The sequence below is a fragment of the Escherichia sp. TC-EC600-tetX4 genome (assembly GCF_019356055.1).
GTDB lineage: Bacteria > Pseudomonadota > Gammaproteobacteria > Enterobacterales > Enterobacteriaceae.
In genome coordinates, this window is record NZ_CP079924.1 from 2,263,452 (window position 1) to 2,288,548 (window position 25,097).

17 protein-coding genes and 2 pseudogenes are annotated in these 25,097 nt (G+C 50.1%); 11 read left to right on the plus strand and 8 right to left on the minus strand.

Annotated features, from left to right (window positions below; genetic code table 11):
• Positions 1 to 6: 6 nt before the first annotated feature.
• Entirely contained in the window at positions 7 to 888 is an 882-nt protein-coding gene (locus tag KXD89_RS11010) for a LysR family transcriptional regulator (RefSeq protein ID WP_000366501.1), read from the minus strand.
• 100 nt (positions 889 to 988) lie between these two features.
• On the opposite strand from KXD89_RS11010, the gene sad reads away from it, so the two are divergent.
• The 6 genes and pseudogenes from sad (at position 989) to KXD89_RS11040 (ending at position 7,584) form a co-directional block, all read left to right on the plus strand.
• The gene (gene sad, locus KXD89_RS11015; protein WP_000156615.1) at positions 989 to 2,377 is read left to right on the plus strand and encodes a succinate-semialdehyde dehydrogenase; all 1,389 of its coding nucleotides are present in this window, start codon (positions 989 to 991) and stop codon (positions 2,375 to 2,377) included.
• Positions 2,378 to 2,440: 63 nt separating this feature from the next.
• Entirely contained in the window at positions 2,441 to 3,367 is a 927-nt protein-coding gene (glsB, locus tag KXD89_RS11020; RefSeq protein ID WP_000257409.1) for a glutaminase B, read from the plus strand.
• Entirely contained in the window at positions 3,367 to 3,726 is a 360-nt protein-coding gene (locus KXD89_RS11025) for a DUF4186 domain-containing protein (protein WP_001191027.1), read from the plus strand. Before glsB ends, KXD89_RS11025 begins: the two co-directional genes overlap by 1 nt.
• Before the next feature lie 72 nt (positions 3,727 to 3,798).
• A pseudogene (locus KXD89_RS11030) lies at positions 3,799 to 4,785 on the plus strand (diguanylate cyclase); the annotation flags it as partial.
• A 226-nt stretch (positions 4,786 to 5,011) separates the two neighbouring features.
• Positions 5,012 to 6,463, plus strand: a complete 1,452-nt coding sequence (uxaB, locus tag KXD89_RS11035) for a tagaturonate reductase (RefSeq protein WP_000854633.1) — start codon at positions 5,012 to 5,014, stop codon at positions 6,461 to 6,463.
• A 206-nt stretch (positions 6,464 to 6,669) separates the two neighbouring features.
• Positions 6,670 to 7,584 (plus strand): bestrophin family protein, encoded by a 915-nt coding sequence (locus tag KXD89_RS11040; RefSeq protein ID WP_001313828.1) that lies wholly within the window; start codon positions 6,670 to 6,672, stop codon positions 7,582 to 7,584.
• Positions 7,585 to 7,587: 3 nt separating this feature from the next.
• On the opposite strand, the gene tam is transcribed toward KXD89_RS11040, so the two are convergent.
• Genes tam through lsrA form a run of 7 tightly spaced genes read right to left on the minus strand, consistent with a single transcriptional unit; the run spans position 7,588 to position 14,202 of the window.
• The gene (gene tam, locus KXD89_RS11045; RefSeq protein WP_001286597.1) at positions 7,588 to 8,346 is read right to left on the minus strand and encodes a trans-aconitate 2-methyltransferase; all 759 of its coding nucleotides are present in this window, start codon (positions 8,344 to 8,346) and stop codon (positions 7,588 to 7,590) included.
• A 56-nt stretch (positions 8,347 to 8,402) separates the two neighbouring features.
• The gene (lsrG, locus tag KXD89_RS11050) at positions 8,403 to 8,693 is read right to left on the minus strand and encodes a (4S)-4-hydroxy-5-phosphonooxypentane-2,3-dione isomerase (RefSeq protein WP_000558527.1); all 291 of its coding nucleotides are present in this window, start codon (positions 8,691 to 8,693) and stop codon (positions 8,403 to 8,405) included.
• Positions 8,694 to 8,716: 23 nt separating this feature from the next.
• A complete protein-coding gene (gene lsrF / locus KXD89_RS11055) occupies positions 8,717 to 9,592 on the minus strand; it encodes a 3-hydroxy-5-phosphonooxypentane-2,4-dione thiolase (RefSeq protein WP_000774165.1) in 876 nt (291 codons plus the stop codon).
• A 26-nt stretch (positions 9,593 to 9,618) separates the two neighbouring features.
• A complete protein-coding gene (lsrB, locus tag KXD89_RS11060; protein WP_000172465.1) occupies positions 9,619 to 10,641 on the minus strand; it encodes an autoinducer 2 ABC transporter substrate-binding protein LsrB in 1,023 nt (340 codons plus the stop codon).
• 11 nt (positions 10,642 to 10,652) lie between these two features.
• On the minus strand, positions 10,653 to 11,645 hold the full coding sequence (lsrD, locus tag KXD89_RS11065; RefSeq protein ID WP_001222721.1) for an autoinducer 2 ABC transporter permease LsrD: 993 nt from the start codon (positions 11,643 to 11,645) through the stop codon (positions 10,653 to 10,655).
• Positions 11,645 to 12,673, minus strand: coding sequence for an autoinducer 2 ABC transporter permease LsrC (gene lsrC / locus KXD89_RS11070; RefSeq protein WP_000911184.1), 1,029 nt, complete (start codon positions 12,671 to 12,673; stop codon positions 11,645 to 11,647). Before lsrC ends, lsrD begins: the two co-directional genes overlap by 1 nt.
• Positions 12,667 to 14,202, minus strand: coding sequence for an autoinducer 2 ABC transporter ATP-binding protein LsrA (gene lsrA / locus KXD89_RS11075; RefSeq protein WP_001194860.1), 1,536 nt, complete (start codon positions 14,200 to 14,202; stop codon positions 12,667 to 12,669). Before lsrA ends, lsrC begins: the two co-directional genes overlap by 7 nt.
• A gap of 248 nt (positions 14,203 to 14,450) precedes the next feature.
• Here lsrA and lsrR point away from each other — a divergent pair, with 248 nt between their 5' ends.
• The 5 genes and pseudogenes from lsrR (at position 14,451) to hipA (ending at position 24,838) form a co-directional block, all read left to right on the plus strand.
• Positions 14,451 to 15,404, plus strand: a complete 954-nt coding sequence (lsrR, locus tag KXD89_RS11080) for a transcriptional regulator LsrR (RefSeq protein ID WP_072647340.1) — start codon at positions 14,451 to 14,453, stop codon at positions 15,402 to 15,404.
• A gap of 78 nt (positions 15,405 to 15,482) precedes the next feature.
• The gene (gene lsrK / locus KXD89_RS11085) at positions 15,483 to 17,075 is read left to right on the plus strand and encodes an autoinducer-2 kinase (protein ID WP_000113108.1); all 1,593 of its coding nucleotides are present in this window, start codon (positions 15,483 to 15,485) and stop codon (positions 17,073 to 17,075) included.
• A gap of 530 nt (positions 17,076 to 17,605) precedes the next feature.
• Positions 17,606 to 23,027: pseudogene (locus KXD89_RS11090) on the plus strand (ECSE_1600 family autotransporter).
• 222 nt (positions 23,028 to 23,249) lie between these two features.
• Positions 23,250 to 23,516, plus strand: coding sequence for a type II toxin-antitoxin system antitoxin HipB (hipB, locus tag KXD89_RS11095; protein ID WP_001301023.1), 267 nt, complete (start codon positions 23,250 to 23,252; stop codon positions 23,514 to 23,516).
• Positions 23,516 to 24,838, plus strand: a complete 1,323-nt coding sequence (gene hipA / locus KXD89_RS11100) for a type II toxin-antitoxin system serine/threonine protein kinase toxin HipA (RefSeq protein ID WP_001125439.1) — start codon at positions 23,516 to 23,518, stop codon at positions 24,836 to 24,838. The genes hipB and hipA overlap by 1 nt, the downstream gene beginning before the upstream one ends.
• The last annotated feature ends 259 nt before the right edge of the window (positions 24,839 to 25,097 follow it).

Sequence of the window (25,097 nt, forward strand, 5' to 3'; positions counted from 1 at the left end):
AATAGCTCATTGATATCCCTGTCTTGCCGAGTCAGGCACATCCAGCAGTTGAATAAATGCCTCGAGCGGACGTGTTTTCGCACCACGACGCCAGACCAGCCAGGTTGTTAACCAACGCCATTGCTCAGCTAACGGCCACGCTTCAACCTGGTGATGCCCCGGCATACTTTCCAGCATAGAGCGCGGAATAAGCGCAATGCCTGCTCCTGCGATCACACAGGCCAACATTCCGTGATAAGACTCCATCTCATGGATAGTTCCCGGAGCGGCACCGTCAGCATGAAACCAGCTCTCGAAGTGGCGACGATACGAACAATTGGCGCGGAAGGCATAAATGTTACTGCCATTAACCTGACTGGCACGGGTTACTGGCGCATATCCTTGTGGCGTGACGATCATCAGTTCCTCGCGGTATACCGGTATCCCGTCGATGGCAGTATGGTTAATGGGTCCATCAATAAACGCCGCATTCAGTTTTCCCTCCAGTACACCATCCAGCATAGTGCCGGAAGGGCCGGTGGAAAGTGAAAACTGAATTTTGGGATAACGACGGTTGAATTCCGCCAGCGTGGCTGGAATGCGCACTGCAGCGGTGCTTTCCAGCGAACCAAGAGAAAATAAACCTTGCGGCTCATCGCCAGCGACAACGCTCCGCGCTTCATCCACTAACGCGAGAATTTGTTGGCTATAGCGTAAAAAGTTATGCCCGGCAGGAGAGAGACGTAAACGCTGATTCTCGCGAATAAACAGATCAACCCCCAGTTCTGTTTCCAGCTGGCGCAGACGGGTAGTGAGATTCGACGGCACGCGATGCACTTTTGCTGCAGCCTGGGTTATGCTGCCAGCTTCGGCAACCGCGTTGAACATCTCCAGTTGGGTCAGATCCATAGCATTCTCGATTCGTGAATAAGTGGCTTAATATTATTCATTTTAAAGCAAGAGTAAATCTGCGTATCTTCATACCATGACTCATAAAGGAGATACCCCGATGACCATTACTCCGGCAACTCATGCAATTTCGATAAATCCTGCCACGGGTGAACAACTTTCTGTGCTGCCGTGGGCTGGCGCTGACGATATCGAAAACGCACTTCAGCTGGCGGCAGCAGGCTTTCGCGACTGGCGCGAGACAAATATAGATTATCGTGCTGAAAAACTGCGTGATATCGGTAAGGCTCTGCGCGCTCGTAGCGAAGAAATGGCGCAAATGATCACCCGCGAAATGGGCAAACCAATCAACCAGGCGCGCGCTGAAGTGGCGAAATCGGCGAATTTGTGTGACTGGTATGCAGAACATGGTCCGGCAATGCTGAAGGCGGAACCTACGCTGGTGGAAAATCAGCAGGCGGTTATTGAGTATCGACCGTTGGGGACGATTCTGGCGATTATGCCGTGGAATTTTCCGTTATGGCAGGTGATGCGTGGCGCTGTTCCCATCATTCTTGCAGGTAACGGCTACTTACTTAAACATGCGCCGAATGTGATGGGCTGTGCACAGCTCATTGCCCAGGTGTTTAAAGATGCGGGTATCCCACAAGGCGTATATGGCTGGCTGAATGCCGACAACGACGGTGTCAGTCAGATGATTAAAGACTCGCGCATTGCTGCTGTCACGGTGACCGGAAGTGTTCGTGCGGGAGCGGCTATTGGCGCACAGGCTGGAGCGGCACTGAAAAAATGCGTACTGGAACTGGGCGGTTCGGATCCGTTTATTGTGCTTAACGATGCCGATCTGGAACTGGCGGTGAAAGCGGCGGTAGCCGGACGTTATCAGAATACCGGACAGGTATGTGCAGCGGCAAAACGCTTTATTATCGAAGAGGGAATTGCTTCGGCATTTACCGAACGTTTTGTGGCAGCTGCGGCAGCCTTGAAAATGGGCGATCCCCGTGACGAAGAGAACGCTCTCGGACCAATGGCTCGTTTTGATTTACGTGATGAGCTGCATCATCAGGTGGAGAAAACCCTGGCGCAGGGTGCGCGTTTGTTACTGGGCGGGGAAAAGATGGCTGGGGCAGGTAACTACTATCCGCCAACGGTTCTGGCGAATGTTACCCCAGAAATGACCGCGTTTCGGGAAGAAATGTTTGGCCCCGTTGCGGCAATCACCATTGCGAAAGATGCAGAACATGCACTGGAACTGGCTAATGATAGTGAGTTCGGCCTTTCAGCGACCATTTTTACCACTGACGAAACACAGGCCAGACAGATGGCGGCACGTCTGGAATGCGGTGGGGTGTTTATCAATGGTTATTGTGCCAGCGACGCGCGAGTGGCCTTTGGTGGCGTGAAAAAGAGTGGCTTTGGTCGTGAGCTTTCCCATTTCGGCTTACACGAATTCTGTAATATCCAGACGGTGTGGAAAGACCGGATCTGACGCGACATATTCAGCTCTGATATACTCGCAGGTCTTTTCAGACCTGCGGTCCAGGAGTAGAAAGTGGCAGTCGCCATGGATAATGCAATTTTAGAAAACATCTTGCGGCAAGTGCGGCCGCTCATTGGTCAGGGTAAAGTCGCGGATTATATTCCGGCGCTGGCTACAGTAGACGGTTCCCGATTGGGGATTGCTATCTGTACCGTTGACGGACAGCTTTTTCAGGCCGGAGACGCGCAAGAACGTTTTTCCATTCAGTCTATTTCCAAAGTGCTGAGTCTCGTTGTCGCCATGCGTCATTACTCCGAAGAGGAAATCTGGCAACGCGTCGGCAAAGATCCGTCTGGATCACCGTTCAATTCCTTAGTGCAACTGGAAATGGAGCAGGGTATACCGCGTAATCCGTTCATTAATGCCGGTGCGCTGGTGGTCTGCGATATGTTGCAAGGGCGATTAAGCGCACCACGGCAACGTATGCTGGAAGTCGTGCGCGGCTTAAGCGGTGTGTCTGATATTTCCTACGATACGGTGGTAGCGCGTTCCGAATTTGAACATTCCGCGCGAAATGCGGCTATCGCCTGGCTGATGAAGTCGTTTGGCAATTTCCATCATGACGTGACAACCGTTCTGCAAAACTACTTTCATTACTGCGCTCTGAAAATGAGCTGTGTAGAGCTGGCCCGGACGTTTGTCTTTCTGGCTAATCAGGGGAAAGCTATTCATATTGATGAACCAGTGGTGACGCCAATGCAGGCGCGGCAAATTAACGCGCTGATGGCGACCAGTGGTATGTACCAGAACGCGGGGGAGTTTGCCTGGCGGGTGGGGCTACCGGCGAAATCTGGCGTTGGTGGCGGTATTGTGGCGATTGTTCCGCATGAAATGGCCATCGCTGTCTGGAGTCCGGAACTGGATGATGCAGGTAACTCGCTTGCGGGTATTGCCGTTCTTGAACAATTGACGAAACAGTTAGGGCGTTCGGTTTATTAATGCAGTCTCTCGATCCACTCTTCGCGCGTTTATCCCGTTCAAAATTTCGCTCTCGCTTTCGTCTGGGCATGAAAGAGCGTCAGTATTGCCTGGAGAAAGGCGCGCCAGTCATCGAACAACATGCGGCGGATTTTGTCGCTAAACGTCTTGCTCCGGCATTACCGGCTAATGACGGTAAGCAAACCCCCATGCGCGGGCATCCGGTGTTTATCGCTCAGCACGCCACCGCGACCTGCTGTCGCGGTTGTCTGGCTAAGTGGCATAACATTCCGCAGGGTGTTTCGTTAAGCGAAGAACAACAACGTTATATCGTGGCGGTAATCTATCACTGGCTGGTTGTACAGATGAATCAGCCATGAGAATTGCGGAAAACGACAAAATAGCATTCCCAGGGTACCTTTATTTGCCGCCGCTGTCAGCGAACATGCTATCTTGGTTCGGTCAGTATTGATAGTCTGGATTTCTGGCCTTTGCTTGCGGACTGGTTCAGTGAGCAATTCTCAACGGGCGTGTTGATCGTGCCTTGTATGCTGACGTTGGCTATTCCTGGAGTGCTGCCGCGCTTTAAAGCAGAACAGATGATGCCCGCCATCGCGCTTATTGTGTCGGTTATTGCCTCGGTAGTCATTGGCGGAGCGGGGAGTCTGGCGTTCCCGCTGCCTGCATTAATCTGGTGTGCAGTGCGCTATACGCCGCAGGTAACATGTCTGTTGACCTTTGTCACCGGTGCGGTGGAAATCGTACTGGTGGCAAATTCGGTGATTGATATCTCGGTCGGTTCGCCGTTCTCCATTCCGCAAATGTTCTCCGCACGTCTCGGTATTGCCACGATGGCGATATGCCCAATTATGGTTTCTTTTAGCGTGGCAGCGATCAATTCGCTAATGAAGCAAGTTGCGCTGCGAGCCGACTTTGATTTTCTGACTCAGGTTTACTCACGGTCCGGTCTTTATGAGGCGCTGAAAAGTCCATCGCTGAAACAGACACAACATCTGACTGTCATGCTGCTTGATATCGACTATTTCAAAAGCATTAACGATAACTATGGACATGAATGTGGCGATAAAGTGTTAAGCGTGTTTGCCCGGCATATTCAGAAGATTGTCGGTGATAAGGGGCTGGTGGCGCGAATGGGCGGCGAAGAATTTGCTGTTGCAGTGCCGTCGGTGAATCCTGTCGATGGTCTGCTAATGGCGGAAAAAATCCGTAAAGGCGTTGAACTGCAACCATTCACCTGGCAACAAAAAACGCTTTATCTCACGGTAAGTATTGGCGTCGGTAGTGGTCGCGCATCGTACCTAACGCTGACCGATGACTTTAATAAATTGATGGTCGAAGCCGATACGTGTCTGTATCGCTCGAAGAAAGATGGGCGCAACCGTACCAGCACTATGCGTTACGGTGAGGAAGTTGTCTGACATCTTTATTCATTACGCGCGATTTGAATGCAATGTGTTCTACCACTTTATGATCCAGGAAAAGGCGTTTTTCCTCGATTAAACCATGATCCGCGCCACACTTTTCTCATAAAACTGCTCATTAATCATCAGGAGTTGATCAAAACAGGGGTTCGGCGTATTAAAGTTTGCTAACCTGTCGTACCAATTCAAACAGGTTGTATGACTAATCAGAAGGGAACCCATTGTGAAAACACTAAATCGTCGCGATTTTCCCGGTGCACAGTATCCAGAACGTATCATTCAGTTTGGTGAAGGTAACTTCCTGCGCGCCTTTGTTGACTGGCAAATCGATCTCCTGAATGAGCACACCGATCTGAATTCTGGCGTGGTCGTTGTTCGTCCGATTGAAACTTCATTCCCGCCGTCACTGAGCACGCAGGATGGTCTGTACACCACCATTATCCGTGGCCTGAATGAGAAGGGGGAAGCGGTCAGCGACGCGCGTCTGATTCGCTCGGTTAATCGTGAAATCAGCGTCTACAGTGAATACGATGAATTCCTGAAACTGGCGCACAACCCGGAAATGCGCTTTGTTTTCTCTAACACCACCGAAGCGGGTATCAGCTACCATGCGGGCGATAAATTCGATGACGCGCCAGCGGTAAGCTATCCGGCAAAACTGACCCGTCTGCTGTTCGAACGCTTTAGCCATTTCAACGGTGCGCTGGATAAAGGTTGGATCATCATTCCGTGTGAGTTGATTGACTACAATGGCGACGCGTTGCGTGAACTGGTGCTGCGCTATGCGCAAGAGTGGGCACTGCCAGAAGCATTTATTCAATGGCTGGATCAGGCTAACAGCTTCTGTTCTACGCTGGTGGACCGTATCGTTACCGGTTATCCGCGCGATGAAGTGGCTAAACTGGAAGAAGAACTGGGTTATCACGATGGTTTTCTCGACACCGCTGAACACTTTTACCTGTTTGTGATTCAGGGACCGAAATCCTTAGCGACTGAACTGCGTCTGGACAAATATCCGCTCAACGTGCTGATTGTTGACGATATTAAACCGTACAAAGAACGCAAAGTGGCAATCCTCAACGGTGCGCACACCGCGCTGGTGCCGGTGGCGTTCCAGGCAGGGCTGGATACCGTAGGTGAAGCGATGAACGATGCTGAAATTTGCGCATTCGTTGAAAAAGCTATCTACGAAGAAATTATTCCGGTACTGGATTTGCCTCGTGATGAACTGGAATCTTTCGCCAGTGCAGTCACCGGGCGTTTCCGTAACCCGTACATTAAGCATCAGCTGCTGTCTATCGCGCTCAACGGTATGACCAAGTTCCGCACCCGCATCCTGCCACAGCTGCTGGCAGGGCAGAAGGCAAACGGCACACTTCCGGCGCGCCTTACTTTCGCATTAGCGGCATTGATTGCGTTCTATCGTGGTGAGCGTAACGGCGAAACATATCCGGTACAGGACGATGCACACTGGCTGGAACGTTATCAGCAACTCTGGAGCCAGCATCGTGACCGTGTTATCGGCACCCAGGAACTGGTAGCGATTGTTTTGGCAGAAAAAGACCACTGGGAGCAGGACCTGACGCAAGTGCCTGGTCTGGTCGAGCAGGTTGCTAATGACCTGGATGCGATTCTCGAAAAAGGGATGCGCGAAGCTGTACGTCCGTTGTGCTAATAACACCGTTACTTCTGAACCCGGTTTCGACCGGGTTTCTTATTTCACCATATTAGTTACAACATCCTATATGCCTTTATCATTAACAGGTGCCACATGCAGCGCCTGCTAATGTTGTAAGCTTGTAGGTAATTTGTAAGTAGCGTCTTGAGAATGTGATCGTAATCACGTTTAATAGGGCGACTTTTCCACGCCTGAAGATAACCATGATTGTTCGTCCACAACAACACTGGCTGCGCCGTATTTTTGTCTGGCACGGCTCAGTATTATCCAAGATATCCTCGCGCTTACTACTCAATTTTCTCTTTTCTATCGCTGTTATTTTCATGCTGCCCTGGTACACGCATCTGGGCATCAAATTCACCCTCGCACCGTTCAGCATTCTCGGTGTCGCCATCGCCATTTTTCTTGGTTTTCGTAATAATGCCGGGTACGCCCGTTACGTTGAAGCGCGAAAACTTTGGGGGCAGTTGATGATTGCCTCACGGTCGTTACTGCGCGAGGTAAAAACGACATTGCCGGATTCGGCAAGTGTAAGGGAGTTTGCCCGGCTGCAAATCGCTTTCGCCCACTGTTTACGCATGACATTACGCAAACAGCCACAGGCGGAAGTGCTGGCTCATTATCTCAAGACTGAAGATCTTCAGCGTGTACTGGCTTCGAACTCTCCAGCTAACCGTATCTTGTTAATAATGGGAGAATGGTTGGCGGTTCAGCGCCGCAATGGACAGCTTTCAGATATCCTGTTTATTAGCCTCAACGATCGGCTTAATGATATTTCAGCGGTCCTGGCAGGATGCGAGCGCATTGCCTATACGCCAATTCCCTTTGCCTACACCCTGATTTTGCATCGTACCGTTTATCTGTTTTGTATCATGCTGCCGTTCGCGCTGGTCGTGGACCTGCATTACATGACGCCTTTTATCTCTGTGCTGATTTCCTACACTTTTATTTCGCTGGATTGTCTGGCGGAAGAACTGGAAGATCCGTTCGGTACTGAAAACAATGATTTACCACTGGATGCCATCTGCAACGCTATTGAAATTGACCTGTTACAGATGAACGATGAAGCCGAAATTCCAGCAAAAATTCTTCCCGATCGTCATTACCAGCTGACGTGATATTTACTCCATACGCCGGGCAACAATAAACAGACGCGGAAATGCCAGCAGTATCTGTCCGTTCTCTTGCAGTGGATACTGCTCTTCCAGCATCTGATGGTAGCGCTTAAGAAAAAGCTGCTGTTCGCTCTCGGTCAGATCCTGTAACCACGGACGTAATCCAGTGGCAGTCACCCAATCGATAATCGCCTGGTGTGACGGCATCTGGTGATAGTAGGTGGTTCGCCAGATATCGACCTCACATCCGGCTTCGCTCAAAATATCGTAGTAAGCATGAACGCCAGCCAACGGCTCACGCCCGCGATCCGGGTAGTTTTGTTCCCAGGCAACTTCGCGCATGAGCACATGGGTCGGCTCCAGCCAGTTATCTGGCATCTGTACTGCCAGCACGCCCTGCGGATTAAGTAAAGAAACCAGATGAGGAAACAATTCGTAGTGGTCGGGCAGCCATTGCAGTGAGGCATTAGCAAAAATCAGATCGAGTGCCTGTACCGGTTGCCAGTTGCGGATGTCTGCTTCCACGAACTGGCAGTCTGGCAAAGCACTGCGCGCTTCAGCAATCATCGCCGGAGACGAGTCGATGCCTGTTATCCTGGCCGCAGGCCAACGTTGTTGTAGAAGGGCGGTGCTGTTACCTGGGCCACAGCCAAGATCGGCAACATATTCGACATTTTCCAGCGGCACTCTGGCAAGCAGCTCCACCGCCGGACGCGATCGTTCAGCGGAAAAGTGTAGATATAAAGAGGGGTTCCAGTCAGACATTTTTTTACTCCCGTCAGCGCGTTACCCCAATTGTAGATAAAATTGATAAATTCGCCTCACGGCATCAAACCATTGAACAGACGTTTTTTACGCGGCCCGGTCATTAAAGATTCCAGTTTCGCGACACAGGTTTTGTAGTGGGGCGTGGTTTTATGGAACGCCACTGCGTCTTCATCTTTATAGGCTTCGTAGATATAAAAGCGCGAATTCACTTCCGGGTCCTGTAAGACATCGAAGCGCAAATTGCCTTCTTCCTGTACAGAGCCCAGGTGGTTCTGGCGAAAAACTTCGATAAACTCGTCAACCTTGTCTTCATGAACGTTAATTTCAACCAGTGTGACGTGCATAATTCTTCTCCTTAGATCCGCAGTTACTGTTTTTCACTCAGATAGAGTTCATATGCCCGATCAGCCGTTTCGTTATGGTGAACCACCGCCTGTACGGCTTTCATCATCGCCACCGGATGGTCAGACTGGAAAATATTACGCCCCATATCCACACCAGAAGCGCCCTGATCGATAGCCTGCCAGCACATTTCCAGCGCCTCGCGCTCCGGTAATTTTTTACCGCCAGCAATAACAATGGGTACCGGACATCCGGCAACAATCCGTTCAAAACCTTTTTCGACATAATAGGTTTTGATAATTTGCGCCCCCATTTCAGCGGCGATTCGAGTCGCGAGCGAGAAATAACGCTGATCGCGCACCATATCTTTGCCCACGCCAGTCACGGCCATGGTCGGCATTCCCACTTTCATTCCGGCATCAACCAGCTGAATAATATTTTTGATCGACTGATGTTCATATTCGCTGCCGATATAAACCTGCGCCGCCACCGCGCAACTGTTCAGGCGCACGGCGTCATCCATCGATAACGCCACGGCTTCATTACTTAATTCCGCCAGAATAGAGTTCGCACCTGACGCCCGCAGTACCACCGGCCTATTGGTCGCAGGGGGAACTACGCTGCGCAAAATGCCGCGCGTACACATTAATACATCGGCATGTTCAAACAGCGGGGCGATATTTATATCAATGCGTTCAAGTCCGGTAGTCGGTCCCTGAAAATAACCATGGTCAAAAGCCAGCATCACGGTTTTACCCGTTTTCGGATTAAATATCCGCGATAAGCGTGACTGCATTCCCCAATCCAGCGCACCGCAACCTTTCAGGGTAAAAGGGATATTTTTTTGCGGTTGATCGGTACGAAAATCTTTACCATCTTTAATATCGTCTAAATCTGCCATAACTTACTCCGGTTAAGTAATGCACATCAGAAATCGTATTTGCCGATATTCTCTTTGTTGAATATCACGCGCTCCGGTAACAGTACGATGCCATTACCATCCGCTTCGTAGTCATAGCCCTGAACGCTGTTTGGCGAGACTTCAACCTGACCTACGCCCTTGATATCCAGCTTGTCGCCCGTTTTCATTGATCCTTTTTTCAATAATGCATCCGCGACATACACTGAAATTTTGCCTTGCTGAACCACATCCCACAGGCCAAATTCTTTCACCGTGCCGCGCTCTACATACGGGCGCATCACATTTGGCGTACTGAATCCGACAATCGCTACTTTGTCATTTTTCAAGTTTTCTGCGGCTTGTGCGGCAGCGGGCAGGGCGTTGGCATCGGGGGCGATAATGGCGTCGAGATCGCTATACGCTTTTAATATTCCTTCTGCGGTTTGTAACGATTTAGTGGCATCGTTATAGCCAAACTGCGTAGTGACAATTTCCCAGCCTGGATGCTCTTTGGCGATTTTCGCTTTCGCTTCTTTCACCCACTGGTTTTGGTCCGTAACGGTGGGGCTTGAGTAGAAAAACGCGACTTTGGCTTTGTCTTTATTCACCTGACGCGCCGCCATATCCACCAACATACCTCCTAACTGGGCGGGCGTTCCCTGATTAATGTAGTAAGAGCGGCACTCCGGTTTAGTATCAGAGTCCCAGGTCAGCACTCTCACACCACGTTGCATGGCGCGTTTCAGTGCCGGACACAAGCCATCAGGCGAAACCGCAGAAACGATAATGGCGTTATAACCTTGATTGACGAAGTTATTAATCAACTGTACCTGACCAGAAACACTGGGTTCTGTCGGCCCGTCGTAGGTCACATCAACGCCCAGCTCTTTACCCGCTTGTTGTGCGCCGTTGCCACCGCTGGTAAAAAATCCCACGCCAACCAGTTTGGGAATAAATGCAATACGCTCTGCGGCCTGCACATTCATAGAGATTGCGGCAATGCCAAGAGCGCTAAGTAAGGCGATTTTCTTAAAGCGATGAAGTGTCATGAAGATATCCTTTATGGCAATGGGTTATTGGCCCGACGCGCCAGCCACTCTTTAATTTGCTGGCGATGCAGGCTAACGGAACGACCTACGACAACGACGATAAGTAGCGCACCGGAAAGGGCGCTGGACACCTGATTTGGCACTCCTGCCATTTGCAAACCTTGTTGCAAATATCCCACTAATAAAACCGCAATGGCGGTGCCGATAATGGAACCGGAACCACCATAAATATTGGCCCCGCCAAGCACCACGGCGGTGATGGCGGGCATCAGAAACGACGCACCGAGATCGGAACGTGCTGAACCAAAATACGATACCAGCAGCACAGCGGCGACCGCAGACGCCAGCCCCGTCATGGCATAGAGCGCACATAAGGTACGGTTAACTGGAATCGCGCTATAAAGCGCCACGCGCGGGCTTTGCCCAATCAAAAACACATTACGTCCGGCATGGGTTTTATGCAGCCAGAGCCAGAAAACGAGGAGACATATCAGGAAGATAATCAGCGGAACGGGGAGTCCCAGCACATCCAGGTTAGCGAAATCTGTAAACGCCATCGGGAATCCACCAATACCTTCGTACCCCGTCGCTCCGGCCATACCGGAAAGCAGCAGAGCGCTTCCGGCAAACAGATACAGCGTGCCAAGCGTAATCACCAGCGGGTTAACTTTGGTATAGATAATTAATCCGGCGTTGATCAGCCCGCACAATGCGCCGAGCAGTAAGGTCAGGAGTATCGCCAGCGGCATCGGCACACCACTTTGAAACAGTACGCCCAATGCAATGGCGCAGAGGCCGATGGTCGAACCAAACGAAATATCGATCCCGCCACTGACAATCACCATCGTTAGCGGTAGGGCGACAATGCCAATGCAGATAAAGTCACTGGTGCTGAACAGCAACATATTGAGATCTAACATTCGCGGGTTAATTGCACCAAATGCGACAATCTCAATAACGAGCAGTGCGGCAAGAGCCAGTTCCCAACCGTAGCGAATACGCATTATGCGGCCTCCCGTTTTTTACCTGACGAAGCGGGTTTAACGGATGGCGGTGGCGTCATAAAGCGGGCATATTTTTGCCGCCGTAGATTACGTTCCAGCGCACAACGCAGGCGTCCATCAAACACCAGCACCGCCAGCAGAACCAGACCCGCGATAAAATCATTCCACCATGCCGGAATGCGCAACAGCACCAGTACGCTATCGATCTGCGTCAGGAACCATGCGCCGAGTACCGCACCAATGATCGCACCGGAACCACCGAGCAAACTAATGCCGCCCAGCACGCAGGCTGCAATTGCTTTCATCTCCAGCCCGGTACCGGTCTGGTTGGGGATAAAACCAATCTGCGAAGCAAACACAATTCCCGCCAGTGCCGCCATGCAGCCGTTCAACGAAAATGCCACAATGCGAATGGCTTCAGTACGAACGCCCAGTTGACGAGCGCCCTGTAAATTATCGCCCGTGGCATAAAAACTGCGTCCAAACGCCGTCTTTGCCAGCAGCCAGGCCATAAATGCCACCAGAATTATCGTCAACCAACCAATTGCTGAAACGCCAAGCAGCAGCGGGGCGGAGAGCTGTTTCAGTTCGGCGGGTAACCCTTCAATCCATTTGCCGCCAGTCCACAGCAACATGATGCCTCTGTACAACCCTAACGTGCCAAGGGTGGCAACAATGGCAGGGATCTTTAGCCACGCGACCAGGACACCGTTGAAAAATCCCGCGAGCAAACCAAGCAGTAAAGTCGCGACACAAGCAACAGGTAGTGAATATCCTGCGTTCAGTAACATCCCCAACAGCACCGCGCACATTCCGGTAATCGAACCCACTGAAACATCAATATTGCGCGTAAGCATTACCAGCGTCGCGCCCATTGCCAGCAGGATCAGGATTTGCGCGCTGCTATAAACCATGGTCAGCGTTTGCACACTTAAATACTGGCGGTCGAGAAAACCGGGTAATACAAACAGCAGCACCACCGCCAGCAGTGCCGTGATTTCACGGTTGTTCTGAATAAACTTCAGCATGACGCCTCCTGACGCTGACTATCGCCGAAGGCAACGCGCATAATAGTCTCGACATTAATATCGCGCTCGGTCAGTGCAGAGTGGGTAATTTCGCCCTGATGCATCACATACACACGATCTGCCATCAGTTCGATCTCTTCCAGGTCGGAGGAGATAAGCAGCACAGCCACATTTTGTGCGGCGATGCTGCGCAACAGCTGGTAGATATCATTACGGGCCGAGACATCCACGCCGCGCGTCGGCTCATCGACAATCAATACTTGCGGCGAAGCTTCCAAGCATTTGGCAATGAGGATTTTTTGCTGGTTGCCACCGGATAATGTCCGTGCAGCTTGTTCCGGTTGGTTGAATTTAATATTCAGCGCCCGACGATAACGTTCCAGGGTGGCATTATCTTTCGCGGTTTTCGCCCAGAATCCACGAAGGTTATGAGTAAGGGCGCAGACGTTCCAGGCCAGCGAAGCATCGAGATTCAGTCCGGATGACTGGCGATCTTCCGGCAGATAAACCAGACCGCGCAGTAAACGTTCTCCAGTGGATAATTTATTGATCTCTTTACCATTCAGCATAATGCGTCCGCCACGCAAAGTACGCAGACCATAGAGCGTCTCGGCCAGTTCTGTGCGTCCGGCCCCCACCAGCCCAGCCAGGCCCAGAATTTCTCCGGCATTGAGCGTCAGGCTGACATTCCTGAAACCTTCGCCGGTCAGATTTTCCAGTGTCAGCACCGGCGTTCCGGCGGCATGTTGTGGGCGGTTACCAGGTAACTCCAGCCATAATTTTTGGCTGGCAGAGAGCGATTTTTCCCGTACCGCTGGGGTGATGGCCTGAATAATGTCGTCGGTAGACAGTTCGCTGGTTTTGCCGCTTAAGGCGATGGTTCCGTCGCGCATCACGCTAATTCGATCGGCAATCTGGCGAATTTCCGGCAGCTTATGCGAGATAAAAACAATACCCACGCCAGTAGCAAGCAGCTCTTGCAAGCGACTAAACAAGCGTTCGGTTTCCGCAGGGGTAAGCGAGGCGGTAGGTTCATCGAGGATCAGAATCCGCGAGTCGCGCATCAGCCCGCGGAGGATTTCCACCATTTGGCGATCGGCGACATCCAGCGATCCTGCCAGACTATGCAGATCAAACTGGCAGCCCAGCGCCGCCAGCAAGTTCTTCATTTTCTGCATGGAGAGCTGTTTTTTTGCCAGCCCAAACAGGATGTTTTCTTTTATCGACAGGCTTGGGAAAAGCAGCGGTTCCTGGGGAACGAGATAAATACCCAGCTGATGAGCATGAACTGGCGTTAATCTGACGTAGTTGTTGCCCTCAATCTCCAGCGTACCGCTATCAGCAGGGGTAATACCGGCAATAATCTTCATTAACGTCGATTTACCGGCACCATTGCCGCCGAGCAGGGCGTGGACCTCCCCCTGATGCAACGTAAAATCGATGCCTTTCAGGACATTGACCCCTGAATACTGTTTATAAACCGAGCGGGCGCAAAGTAGCGGTAACGCGCGGGTATCACTCGTTTGCATATTTCCCCCGTTCAGTTTTGCAGGTGAGTTTTGAACAAATGTATTTCTGCTTTTAATTTGTTCATAACCTTAGGTGGACATTGCACATATTTCCGACGAATAGATCACAATTTATGCTATTTTGATTTTCACGGTTGCGTTTGTTCATGCTCGTAGAGTCAAACTGTGGTTGCCATCACAGATATAAATGAGCAAGAACTGAACAATTGCATTAAAGATTTAAATATGTTCAAAGTGAAGAATGAATTATGACAATCAACGATTCGGCAATTTCAGAACAGGGAATGTGTGAAGAAGAACAGGTCGCGCGGATCGCGTGGTTTTACTATCACGACGGGCTGACCCAGAGCGAGATCAGCGATCGTCTCGGCCTGACACGTTTGAAAGTGTCGCGATTGCTGGAGAAAGGGCATCAGTCCGGCATTATTCGCGTACAGATTAATTCTCGCTTTGAAGGCTGTCTGGAATATGAAACTCAATTACGTCGTCAGTTTTCGCTGCAACATGTCCGGGTGATCCCTGGGCTTGCGGATGCTGATGTCGGTGGGCGACTGGGGATAGGCGCGGCGCATATGTTGATGAGTTTACTTCAACCACAACAGATGCTGGCGATTGGTTTTGGCGAGGCAACCATGAATACGCTGCAACGCTTAAGTGGTTTTATTTCGTCACAGCAAATTCGCCTGGTCACGCTCTCCGGTGGCGTCGGTTCTTATATGACGGGAATCGGGCAGCTTAACGCGGCGTGCAGTGTGAATATTATTCCGGCTCCGTTGCGGGCATCCTCCGCTGACATTGCCCGTACGCTAAAAAATGAAAATTGCGTCAAAGATGTTCTGTTAGCCGCGCAAGCAGCGGATGTGGCGATTGTCGGCATTGGTGCTGTGAGTCAACAGGACGATGCGACAATCATTCGCTCCGGTTATATCAGCCAGGGCGAACAGTTAATGATTGGCCGAAAAGGGGCGGTTGGCGACATTTTAGGCTACTTTTTTGATTCAAAAGGTGACGTTGTCACGAATATCAAAATACATAACGAACTGATTGGCTTACCTTTAAGCGCGCTGAAGACCATACCCGTCCGGGTTGGCGTGGCAGGGGGAGAAAATAAAGCCGAAGCAATTGCCGCTGCAATGAAAGGCGGTTATATCAACGCACTGGTTACCGATCAGGACACAGCAGCGGCGATTTTACGTAGTTAAATTTGCATGACCTTATTACCGGGAATGATGGAGAACGTATAGAGGAACAGACAGAACGCATAAGCCGAGGATAATCTAATGGCTCGACTCTTTACCCTTTCAGAATCAAAGTACTACCTGATGGCGCTGGATGCAGGCACCGGAAGTATTCGGGCTGTGATATTCGACCTGGAAGGCAATCAAATAGCAGTGGGACAGGCGGAGTGGCGGCATCTGGCAGTACCGGACGTTCCTGGTTCTATGGAATTTGATCTCAACAAAAACTGGCAACTGGCGTGTGAGTGTATGCGCCAGGCGCTGCACAACGCCGGCATAGCCCCGGAGTATATCGCTGCCGTTTCGGCATGTTCGATGCGTGAAGGCATTGTTTTATATAATAATGAAGGAGCCCCGATCTGGGCCTGCGCCAATGTGGATGCCAGAGCGGCACGCGAAGTTAGCGAACTTAAAGAACTGCACAACAATACCTTTGAAAACGAAGTTTATCGCGCGACCGGACAAACACTGGCTTTAAGTGCCATCCCCAGATTACTTTGGCTGGCGCACCATCGTTCCGATATTTACCGTCAGGCATCAACCATCACCATGATCAGCGACTGGCTGGCCTATATGCTCAGCGGCGAACTGGCGGTGGATCCCTCTAACGCTGGCACCACGGGACTTCTTGATCTAACCACCCGTGACTGGAAACCTGCATTGCTGGATATGGCTGGCCTACGTGCCGATATTCTTTCTCCTGTCAAAGAAACCGGCACATTGCTGGGCGTGGTAAGTTCACAAGCGGCGGAACTCTGCGGTCTGAAGGCGGGCACTCCGGTGGTCGTTGGAGGAGGCGACGTGCAGCTTGGTTGCCTTGGGTTAGGCGTTGTGCGTCCGGCACAAACCGCGGTTCTTGGCGGCACATTCTGGCAGCAAGTTGTAAATTTAGCCGCGCCGGTGACAGACCCAGAAATGAACGTGCGCGTTAATCCTCATGTTATTCCTGGCATGGTACAAGCTGAATCTATAAGCTTTTTTACCGGACTCACCATGCGCTGGTTCCGCGATGCTTTCTGTGCCGAAGAAAAACTGATTGCCGAACGTTTAGGCATCGACACCTATACGCTGCTGGAAGAGATGGCCAGTCGGGTGCCGCCTGGGTCGTGGGGCGTAATGCCGATCTTCTCCGACAGAATGCGCTTTAAAACCTGGTATCACGCTGCGCCTTCCTTTATTAACTTGTCCATTGACCCGGATAAATGTAACAAAGCGACATTGTTCCGTGCGCTGGAAGAAAATGCGGCGATTGTATCAGCGTGTAACTTGCAGCAAATTGCTGATTTCTCGAATATTCATCCTTCATCGTTAGTCTTTGCAGGCGGAGGTTCAAAAGGGAAATTATGGAGTCAAATTCTCGCTGATGTCTCGGGATTACCCGTCAATATTCCGGTGGTCAAAGAAGCCACTGCATTAGGATGTGCCATTGCAGCTGGCGTCGGTGCCGGAATTTTTTCATCAATGGCAGAAACCGGAGAACGCCTGGTTCGCTGGGAACGGACGCACACACCAGACCCGGAAAAGCATGAACTTTATCAGGATTCACGCGATAAGTGGCAGGCAGTTTATCAGGATCAGCTGGGGCTGGTTGATCATGGACTGACGACGTCGTTATGGAAAGCGCCTGGGTTATAGTTTCATTGACAGCCACATCATGATGACCGTGGCTGTTAGTTTTTGAGTATAGTTATTCTTATTTCCCTTCTTTTAGAGCTGGCTTGTTAAAAGCCAGCTTGCAGATTCATCGTTCCATCACCAGTACGATATTCAAGGGAAAATTGCTATTTTTCTTAAAGCATTAAGCACAACCCTTATTTTATAGCGAATATTCCTAAAGACACTAATGGATGCAAAAGGGGTTTAATAAACTTCGATTTTTAGCAATTAGTGCTATTCTTTGTTAAATATGATGATGATAATTTTCCTATTGAAAGAAACAGTTTTCTTATTAAGCAACAATAACTCATAGTTCATATTTAAATAAAATAAGAACTATGCAATTTTTAATCTATCAATTCGAAAGCATTAGCAAATTAGCCAAATTGACACCTTCCCACCTCCAACTAACACTCAATACAGACCTCTGACAATTTAATAAGTTTCATTTTTAATGTCTGACGACTCATCTCTTTCGTGGCTGTATTGTTTGTATATGGAGCGTTTATATGAATAGAATCTATCGCGTGATATGGAATTGCACTCTACAGGTATTTCAGGCCTGCTCGGAATTAACTCGCAGGGCAGGTAAAACATCGACGGTTAATTTGCGTAAATCCTCTGGACTGACAACGAAATTCAGTAGATTGACGCTGGGTGTTTTGCTGGCACTAAGCGGTTCAGCGTCTGGTGCAAGTCTGGAAGTTGATAATGATCAGATTACCAATATTGATACTGATGTTGCTTATGATGCCTACCTGGTTGGCTGGTATGGCACTGGAGTGCTTAATATTTTGGCTGGCGGTAATGCCTCCTTAACCACTATTACTACCAGCGTCATTGGCGCTAATGAGGACTCAGAGGGCACCGTTAATGTTTTGGGTGGCACCTGGCGATTGTATGATAGCGGAAATAATGCAAGGCCTTTAAATGTGGGTCAATCCGGAACGGGGACGCTGAATATTAAACAGAAGGGTCACGTCGATGGAGGCTATTTAAGATTAGGTTCTTCGACAGGAGGCGTCGGGACGGTCAATGTTGAGGGAGAGGACTCTGTTCTGACGACCGAATTATTCGAAATAGGTAGCTATGGCACAGGTTCATTAAATATTACGGATAAGGGTTACGTCACGAGTTCAATCGTCGCCATTTTAGGCTATCAGGCGGGCAGTAATGGCCAGGTTGTCGTTGAAAAGGGTGGCGAGTGGCTAATAAAAAATAATGATTCCTCAATTGAATTTCAAATTGGTAATCAAGGAACTGGGGAGGCGACTATTCGCGAGGGGGGGTTGGTTACGGCTGAAAATACGATTATCGGTGGCAATGCCACCGGTATCGGAACCCTGAATGTGCAGGATCAAGACTCTGTCATCACGGTACGCAGACTCTATAATGGATATTTCGGTAATGGCACAGTCAATATTTCCAATAATGGACTGATTAATAACAAAGAATATTCATTGGTGGGCGTTCAGGACGGTTCCCACGGTGTCGTCAACGTGACCGATAAAGGGCATTGGAATTTCCTCGGAACGGGCGAAGCTTTCCGCTATATCTATATCGGTGATGCTGGCGACGGTGAACTTAATGTCTCGAGTGAAGGCAAAGTAGATTCGGGAATTATCACTGCGGGGATGAAAGAAACAGGCACAGGCAACATTACTGTTAAGGATAAGAACTCCGTTATCACTAATCTCGGAACTAATCTTGGTTATGACGGCCACGGCGAAATGAATATCAGTAATCAGGGGCTTGTTGTCAGCAACGGAGGAAGTTCACTCGGTTATGGAGAAACCGGCGTCGGGAATGTCAGCATCACCACGGGGGGAATGTGGGAGGTCAATAAGAATGTCTATACCACCATTGGTGTTGCGGGCGTCGGAAACCTCAATATTAGCGATGGCGGTAAGTTCGTATCGCAAAATATTACTTTTTTGGGCGATAAAGCAAGCGGTATCGGCACACTGAACCTGATGGATGCGACATCATCGTTCGATACTGTGGGTATCAATGTCGGTAATTTTGGTAGCGGTATCGTAAATGTCAGTAATGGTGCCACCCTTAATTCAACGGGCTATGGATTTATCGGAGGAAATGCCTCCGGTAAGGGGATAGTTAATATTTCAACGGACAGTCTCTGGAATTTAAAGACATCATCTACTAACGCACAATTGCTACAGGTCGGTGTATTAGGCACGGGTGAACTGAATATTACCACCGGAGGTATAGTTAAAGCGCGTGATACACAGATAGCTCTCAATGACAAAAGTAAGGGCGACGTGAGGGTGGATGGGCAGAACTCTCTTCTTGAAACATTCAATATGTACGTAGGGACATCTGGTACGGGTACGTTAACCCTGACGAATAACGGTACGCTGAATGTCGAAGGTGGAGAAGTTTACTTAGGTGTTTTTGAGCCTGCTGTAGGAACGCTAAACATTGGTGCTGCTCACGGTGAGGCGGCGGCAGATGCCGGATTTATCACCAATGCGACGAAAGTGGAGTTTGGTCTTGGCGAAGGCGTTTTTGTCTTTAATCATACCAATAACAGTGATGCCGGCTACCAGGTCGATATGCTGATTACAGGTGACGATAAAGACGGAAAAGTGATCCATGATGCAGGCCATACGGTGTTCAATGCAGGGAATACTTATAGCGGTAAAACGCTGGTCAATGACGGCCTCCTGACCATTGCGTCTCATACGGCAGATGGGGTAACGGGCATGGGGTCGAGTGAAGTAACCATTGCAAACCCCGGTACGCTCGACATTCTCGCATCAACGAACAGTGCAGGAGATTACACGCTGACCAATGCGCTCAAAGGCGATGGCTTGATGCGAGTGCAGCTGTCATCCTCCGACAAGATGTTTGGCTTTACCCATGCAACAGGGACTGAATTCGCCGGTGTTGCCCAACTGAAAGACAGTACCTTCACTCTGGAACGCGACAACACCGCTGCGCTTACTCACGCGATGTTGCAGTCTGACAGTGAAAATACCACATCGGTAAAAGTTGGAGAGCAATCCATTGGTGGACTGGCCATGAATGGAGGTACCATCATTTTCGATACGGATATTCCTGCTGCGACGCTCGCGGAGGGATATATCAGCGTCGATACGCTGGTTGTCGGCGCGGGTGACTACACCTGGAAAGGCCGTAACTATCAGGTAAACGGGACGGGCGACGTGCTTATCGACGTGCCTAAACCGTGGAATGATCCCATGGCGAATAACCCTCTGACGACGCTCAATTTGCTGGAACACGACGATAGCCATGTCGGCGTTCAACTGGTGAAGGCGCAAACGGTTATTGGGTCGGGTGGCTCATTAACGTTACGTGATTTACAGGGCGACGAGGTGGAAGCGGACAAAACGTTACACATTGCGCAAAACGGAACGGTGGTCGCCGAGGGTGATTATGGATTCCGCCTCACGACCGCACCAGGTAATGGTTTGTACGTTAACTATGGGCTGAAAGCGCTGAACATCCATGGTGGGCAAAAGCTGACGTTAGCCGAACATGGCGGAGCCTATGGCGCAACGGCCGATATGTCGGCAAAAATCGGTGGTGAAGGGGATCTGGCAATCAATACGGTGCGACAGGTTTCGCTTTCCAACGGTCAGAACGACTATCAGGGGGCAACCTACGTTCAGATGGGGACATTACGTACCGATGCGGATGGTGCACTTGGCAACACCCGGGAACTGAACATCAGCAACGCGGCCATCGTCGATCTTAATGGATCGACGCAGACGGTAGAGACATTCACCGGGCAGATGGGTTCGACTGTTTTGTTCAAAGAGGGGGCGCTGACGGTAAATAAAGGTGGGATCAGTCAGGGTGAACTGACAGGTGGCGGAAACCTGAATGTTACAGGGGGAACGCTGGCTATCGAGGGGCTTAATGCACGCTACAATGCGTTAACCAGCATTAGCCCAAATGCGGAAGTCAGCCTCGATAATACTCAGGGGTTAGGCAGAGGAAATATTGCCAATGACGGTCTGTTAACGCTAAAAAACGTGACTGGCGAACTGCGTAATAGCATAAGCGGGAAGGGTATCGTGAGCGCAACCGCCAGGACAGATGTAGAGTTGGATGGCGATAATAGCCGCTTTGTGGGGCAATTCAACATTGATACAGGCAGCGCGCTCAGCGTCAACGAGCAGAAAAACCTGGGTGATGCTTCCGTTATCAATAATGGCCTGCTCACCATCTCCACTGAGCGTAGCTGGGCGATGACGCACAGTATCAGCGGTAGCGGTGATGTGACAAAACTGGGTACCGGGATCCTGACTCTTAACAACGATTCCGCGGCGTATCAGGGTACGACGGATATCGTGGGGGGGGAAATTGCTTTCGGTTCCGACTCTGCCATTAATATGGCAAGTCAACACATTAATATCCATAACAGCGGTGTGATGTCGGGAAATGTCACCACTGCAGGTGATATGAACGTTATGCCTGGGGGGGGCACTGCGTGTCGCTAAAACCACTATCGGCGGCAACCTGGAGAATGGCGGCACGGTTCAAATGAATAGCGAAGGGGGGAAACCGGGGAATGTACTGACCGTTAACGGCAACTATACCGGAAACAATGGCCTGATGACGTTCAACGCGACGCTGGGCGGCGATAATTCGCCCACCGATAAGATGAACGTGAAAGGCGATACCCAAGGGAACACTCGCGTTCGGGTTGATAACATTGGCGGCGTCGGTGCACAAACGGTCAACGGTATTGAACTCATTGAGGTTGGCGGTAATTCTGCAGGTAACTTCGCGCTGACCACCGGAACTGTCGAAGCTGGGGCTTACGTCTACACGCTGGCTAAAGGGAAGGGGAATGACGAGAAAAACTGGTATCTGACCAGTAAATGGGACGGCGTAACGCCAGCGGATACACCCGATCCCATCAATAATCCCCCTGTTGTGGATCCGGAAGGCCCATCAGTTTATCGCCCGGAGGCCGGAAGCTATATCAGCAACATTGCCGCAGCCAACTCGCTGTTTAGCCATCGTTTACACGACCGTCTGGGTGAGCCGCAGTATACAGATTCACTGCATTCTCAGGGGTCGGCAAGCAGTATGTGGATGCGTCATGTCGGAGGGCACGAACGTTCAAGGGCCGGTGACGGTCAGCTAAATACTCAGGCTAACCGCTATGTATTGCAGCTAGGCGGCGATTTGGCGCAGTGGAGTAGCAACGCGCAGGATCGCTGGCATCTTGGCGTGATGGCAGGCTACGCCAATCAGCACAGTAATACTCAGAGTAATCGTGTGGGTTATAAATCGGATGGGCGCATCAGCGGTTACAGCGCTGGGCTGTACGCGACCTGGTATCAGAACGATGCGAATAAGACCGGCGCTTATGTTGACAGCTGGGCGCTGTATAACTGGTTTGATAACAGCGTCAGTTCCGATAACCGTTCTGCTGACGACTATGATTCTCGCGGTGTGACGGCCTCTGTTGAGGGTGGGTATACCTTTGAAGCGGGAACATTTAGCGGCAGCGAAGGGACGCTGAATACCTGGTACGTCCAGCCACAGGCGCAAATCACCTGGATGGGTGTGAAAGATTCCGACCATACCCGGAAAGACGGAACGCGCATTGAAACGGAAGGCGACGGAAATGTGCAAACGCGACTTGGGGTGAAAACCTACCTGAACAGCCATCACCAGCGTGACGATGGTAAACAGCGTGAGTTCCAGCCTTACATTGAAGCGAACTGGATCAACAATAGCAAAGTCTACGCCGTGAAGATGAATGGTCAAACCGTAGGCCGTGAAGGTGCGCGTAATCTCGGTGAAGTACGTACCGGGGTTGAGGCGAAAGTAAATAACAACCTTAGCCTGTGGGGGAATGTCGGTGTGCAACTAGGTGATAAAGGCTATAGCGATACTCAGGGCATGCTGGGAGTGAAATATAGCTGGTAAACCGTATAAGCCGCATGTCGAGATGGCATGCGGCTTAATATTGCCGACTTCAAACGGCGCATCAACGCCTTATTTAAATCCTCCTTTTTATCCGCGATCGCGGATATCGCAGCGTTTATCCCGTAGAGCGGATAAGATGTGTTTCCAGATTGACTTATCCTCACTAAAGGATAAAACTTATAATATCCCCTTAAGCGGATAAACTTGCTGTGGACGTATGACATGATGAGCTTTCAGAAGATCTATAGCCCAACGCAATTGGCGAATGCAATGAAACTGGTTCGCCAGCAAAATGGCTGGACGCAGAGCGAGCTGGCGAAAAAAATTGGTATTAAGCAGGCGACGATTTCCAATTTCGAAAACAACCCTGACAATACCACGCTCACGACATTTTTTAAGATTTTACAGTCGCTTGAACTCTCAATGACGCTATGCGACGCGAAAAATGCCTCGCCAGAATCAACAGAACAGCAAAATCTGGAGTGGTAATGCCTAAACTTGTCACTTGGATGAACAACCAGCGGGTAGGCGAGTTAACGAAGTTAGCCAACGGCGCGCACACCTTTAAGTATGCACCGGAGTGGTTAGCAAGCCGTTATGCCAGACCGTTGTCACTTTCGCTGCCATTGCAGAGGGGGAATATCACCTCTGATGCCGTATTTAACTTCTTCGATAACCTGTTACCCGATAGCCCGATTGTACGTGACCGGATCGTTAAACGTTATCATGCCAAATCCAGACAACCGTTTGATTTATTGTCAGAAATAGGGCGAGACAGCGTTGGTGCCGTGACGTTAATACCCGAAGACGAAACCGTAACGCATCCGATAATGGCATGGGAAAAGCTTACTGAAGCCAGACTTGAAGAAGTATTAACGGCTTATAAAGCAGATATCCCGCTAGGCATGATTAGAGAAGAAAATGACTTTCGCATCTCGGTTGCTGGCGCACAGGAGAAGACAGCACTGCTCAGAATAGGCAATGACTGGTGCATTCCGAAAGGAATAACGCCGACGACGCACATCATTAAATTACCGATTGGCGAAATCAGGCAGCCCAATGCGACGCTCGATCTCAGCCAAAGCGTTGATAATGAGTATTACTGTCTGCTGCTGGCGAAAGAACTTGGGTTGAATGTTCCGGACGCAGAAATCATTAAAGCGGGAAATGTGCGCGCGTTAGCGGTCGAACGTTTTGACAGGCGTTGGAATGCTGAGCGAACGGTTTTACTTCGCTTGCCACAGGAGGATATGTGTCAGACATTCGGTTTACCTTCATCGGTGAAATATGAATCAGATGGAGGCCCAGGCATCGCGCGGATCATGGCTTTTTTGATGGGGTCCAGCGAGGCGCTGAAAGATCGCTATGATTTTATGAAATTCCAGGTCTTCCAGTGGTTGATTGGCGCAACGGACGGTCATGCAAAAAACTTCTCCGTATTTATTCAGGCTGGCGGCAGTTATCGACTCACGCCATTTTACGACATCATTTCAGCATTTCCGGTCCTTGGCGGTACGGGAATACACATCAGCGATCTCAAACTGGCAATGGGGCTTAACGCATCCAAAGGCAAAAAAACGGCAATCGATAAAATTTATCCGCGACATTTTTTGGCGACAGCAAAGGTGCTGAGATTCCCGGAAGTGCAGATGCATGAAATCCTGAGTGACTTTGCCAGAATGATTCCAGCAGCACTGGATAACGTGAAGACTTCATTACCGACAGATTTTCCGGAGAACGTGGTGACGGCAGTTGAAAGCAATGTGTTGAGGTTGCATGGACGGTTAAGCCGAGAATACGGTAGTAAGTGAGATATGGGGTTTGGTCATTGTTAATGAGCATGACAATCATGACCGCCAACGACTGGATTCTTCCTTGGTTTATATTGGTGCGCATAATGTATATTATGTTAAATCATGTCTGAGTGATGCGAAGTGCTTTTCTGGTAGTCGTTATTCGTTCAGGGTTCAAGAACTTAAGCCTCTCCTCTTTCATAATTGGCCTGTGCATGGAGAAATAGCCTGGTTATTCCCTGCCCCATGCTAAGAGCGCAGTGTCTGTCGCATAGAC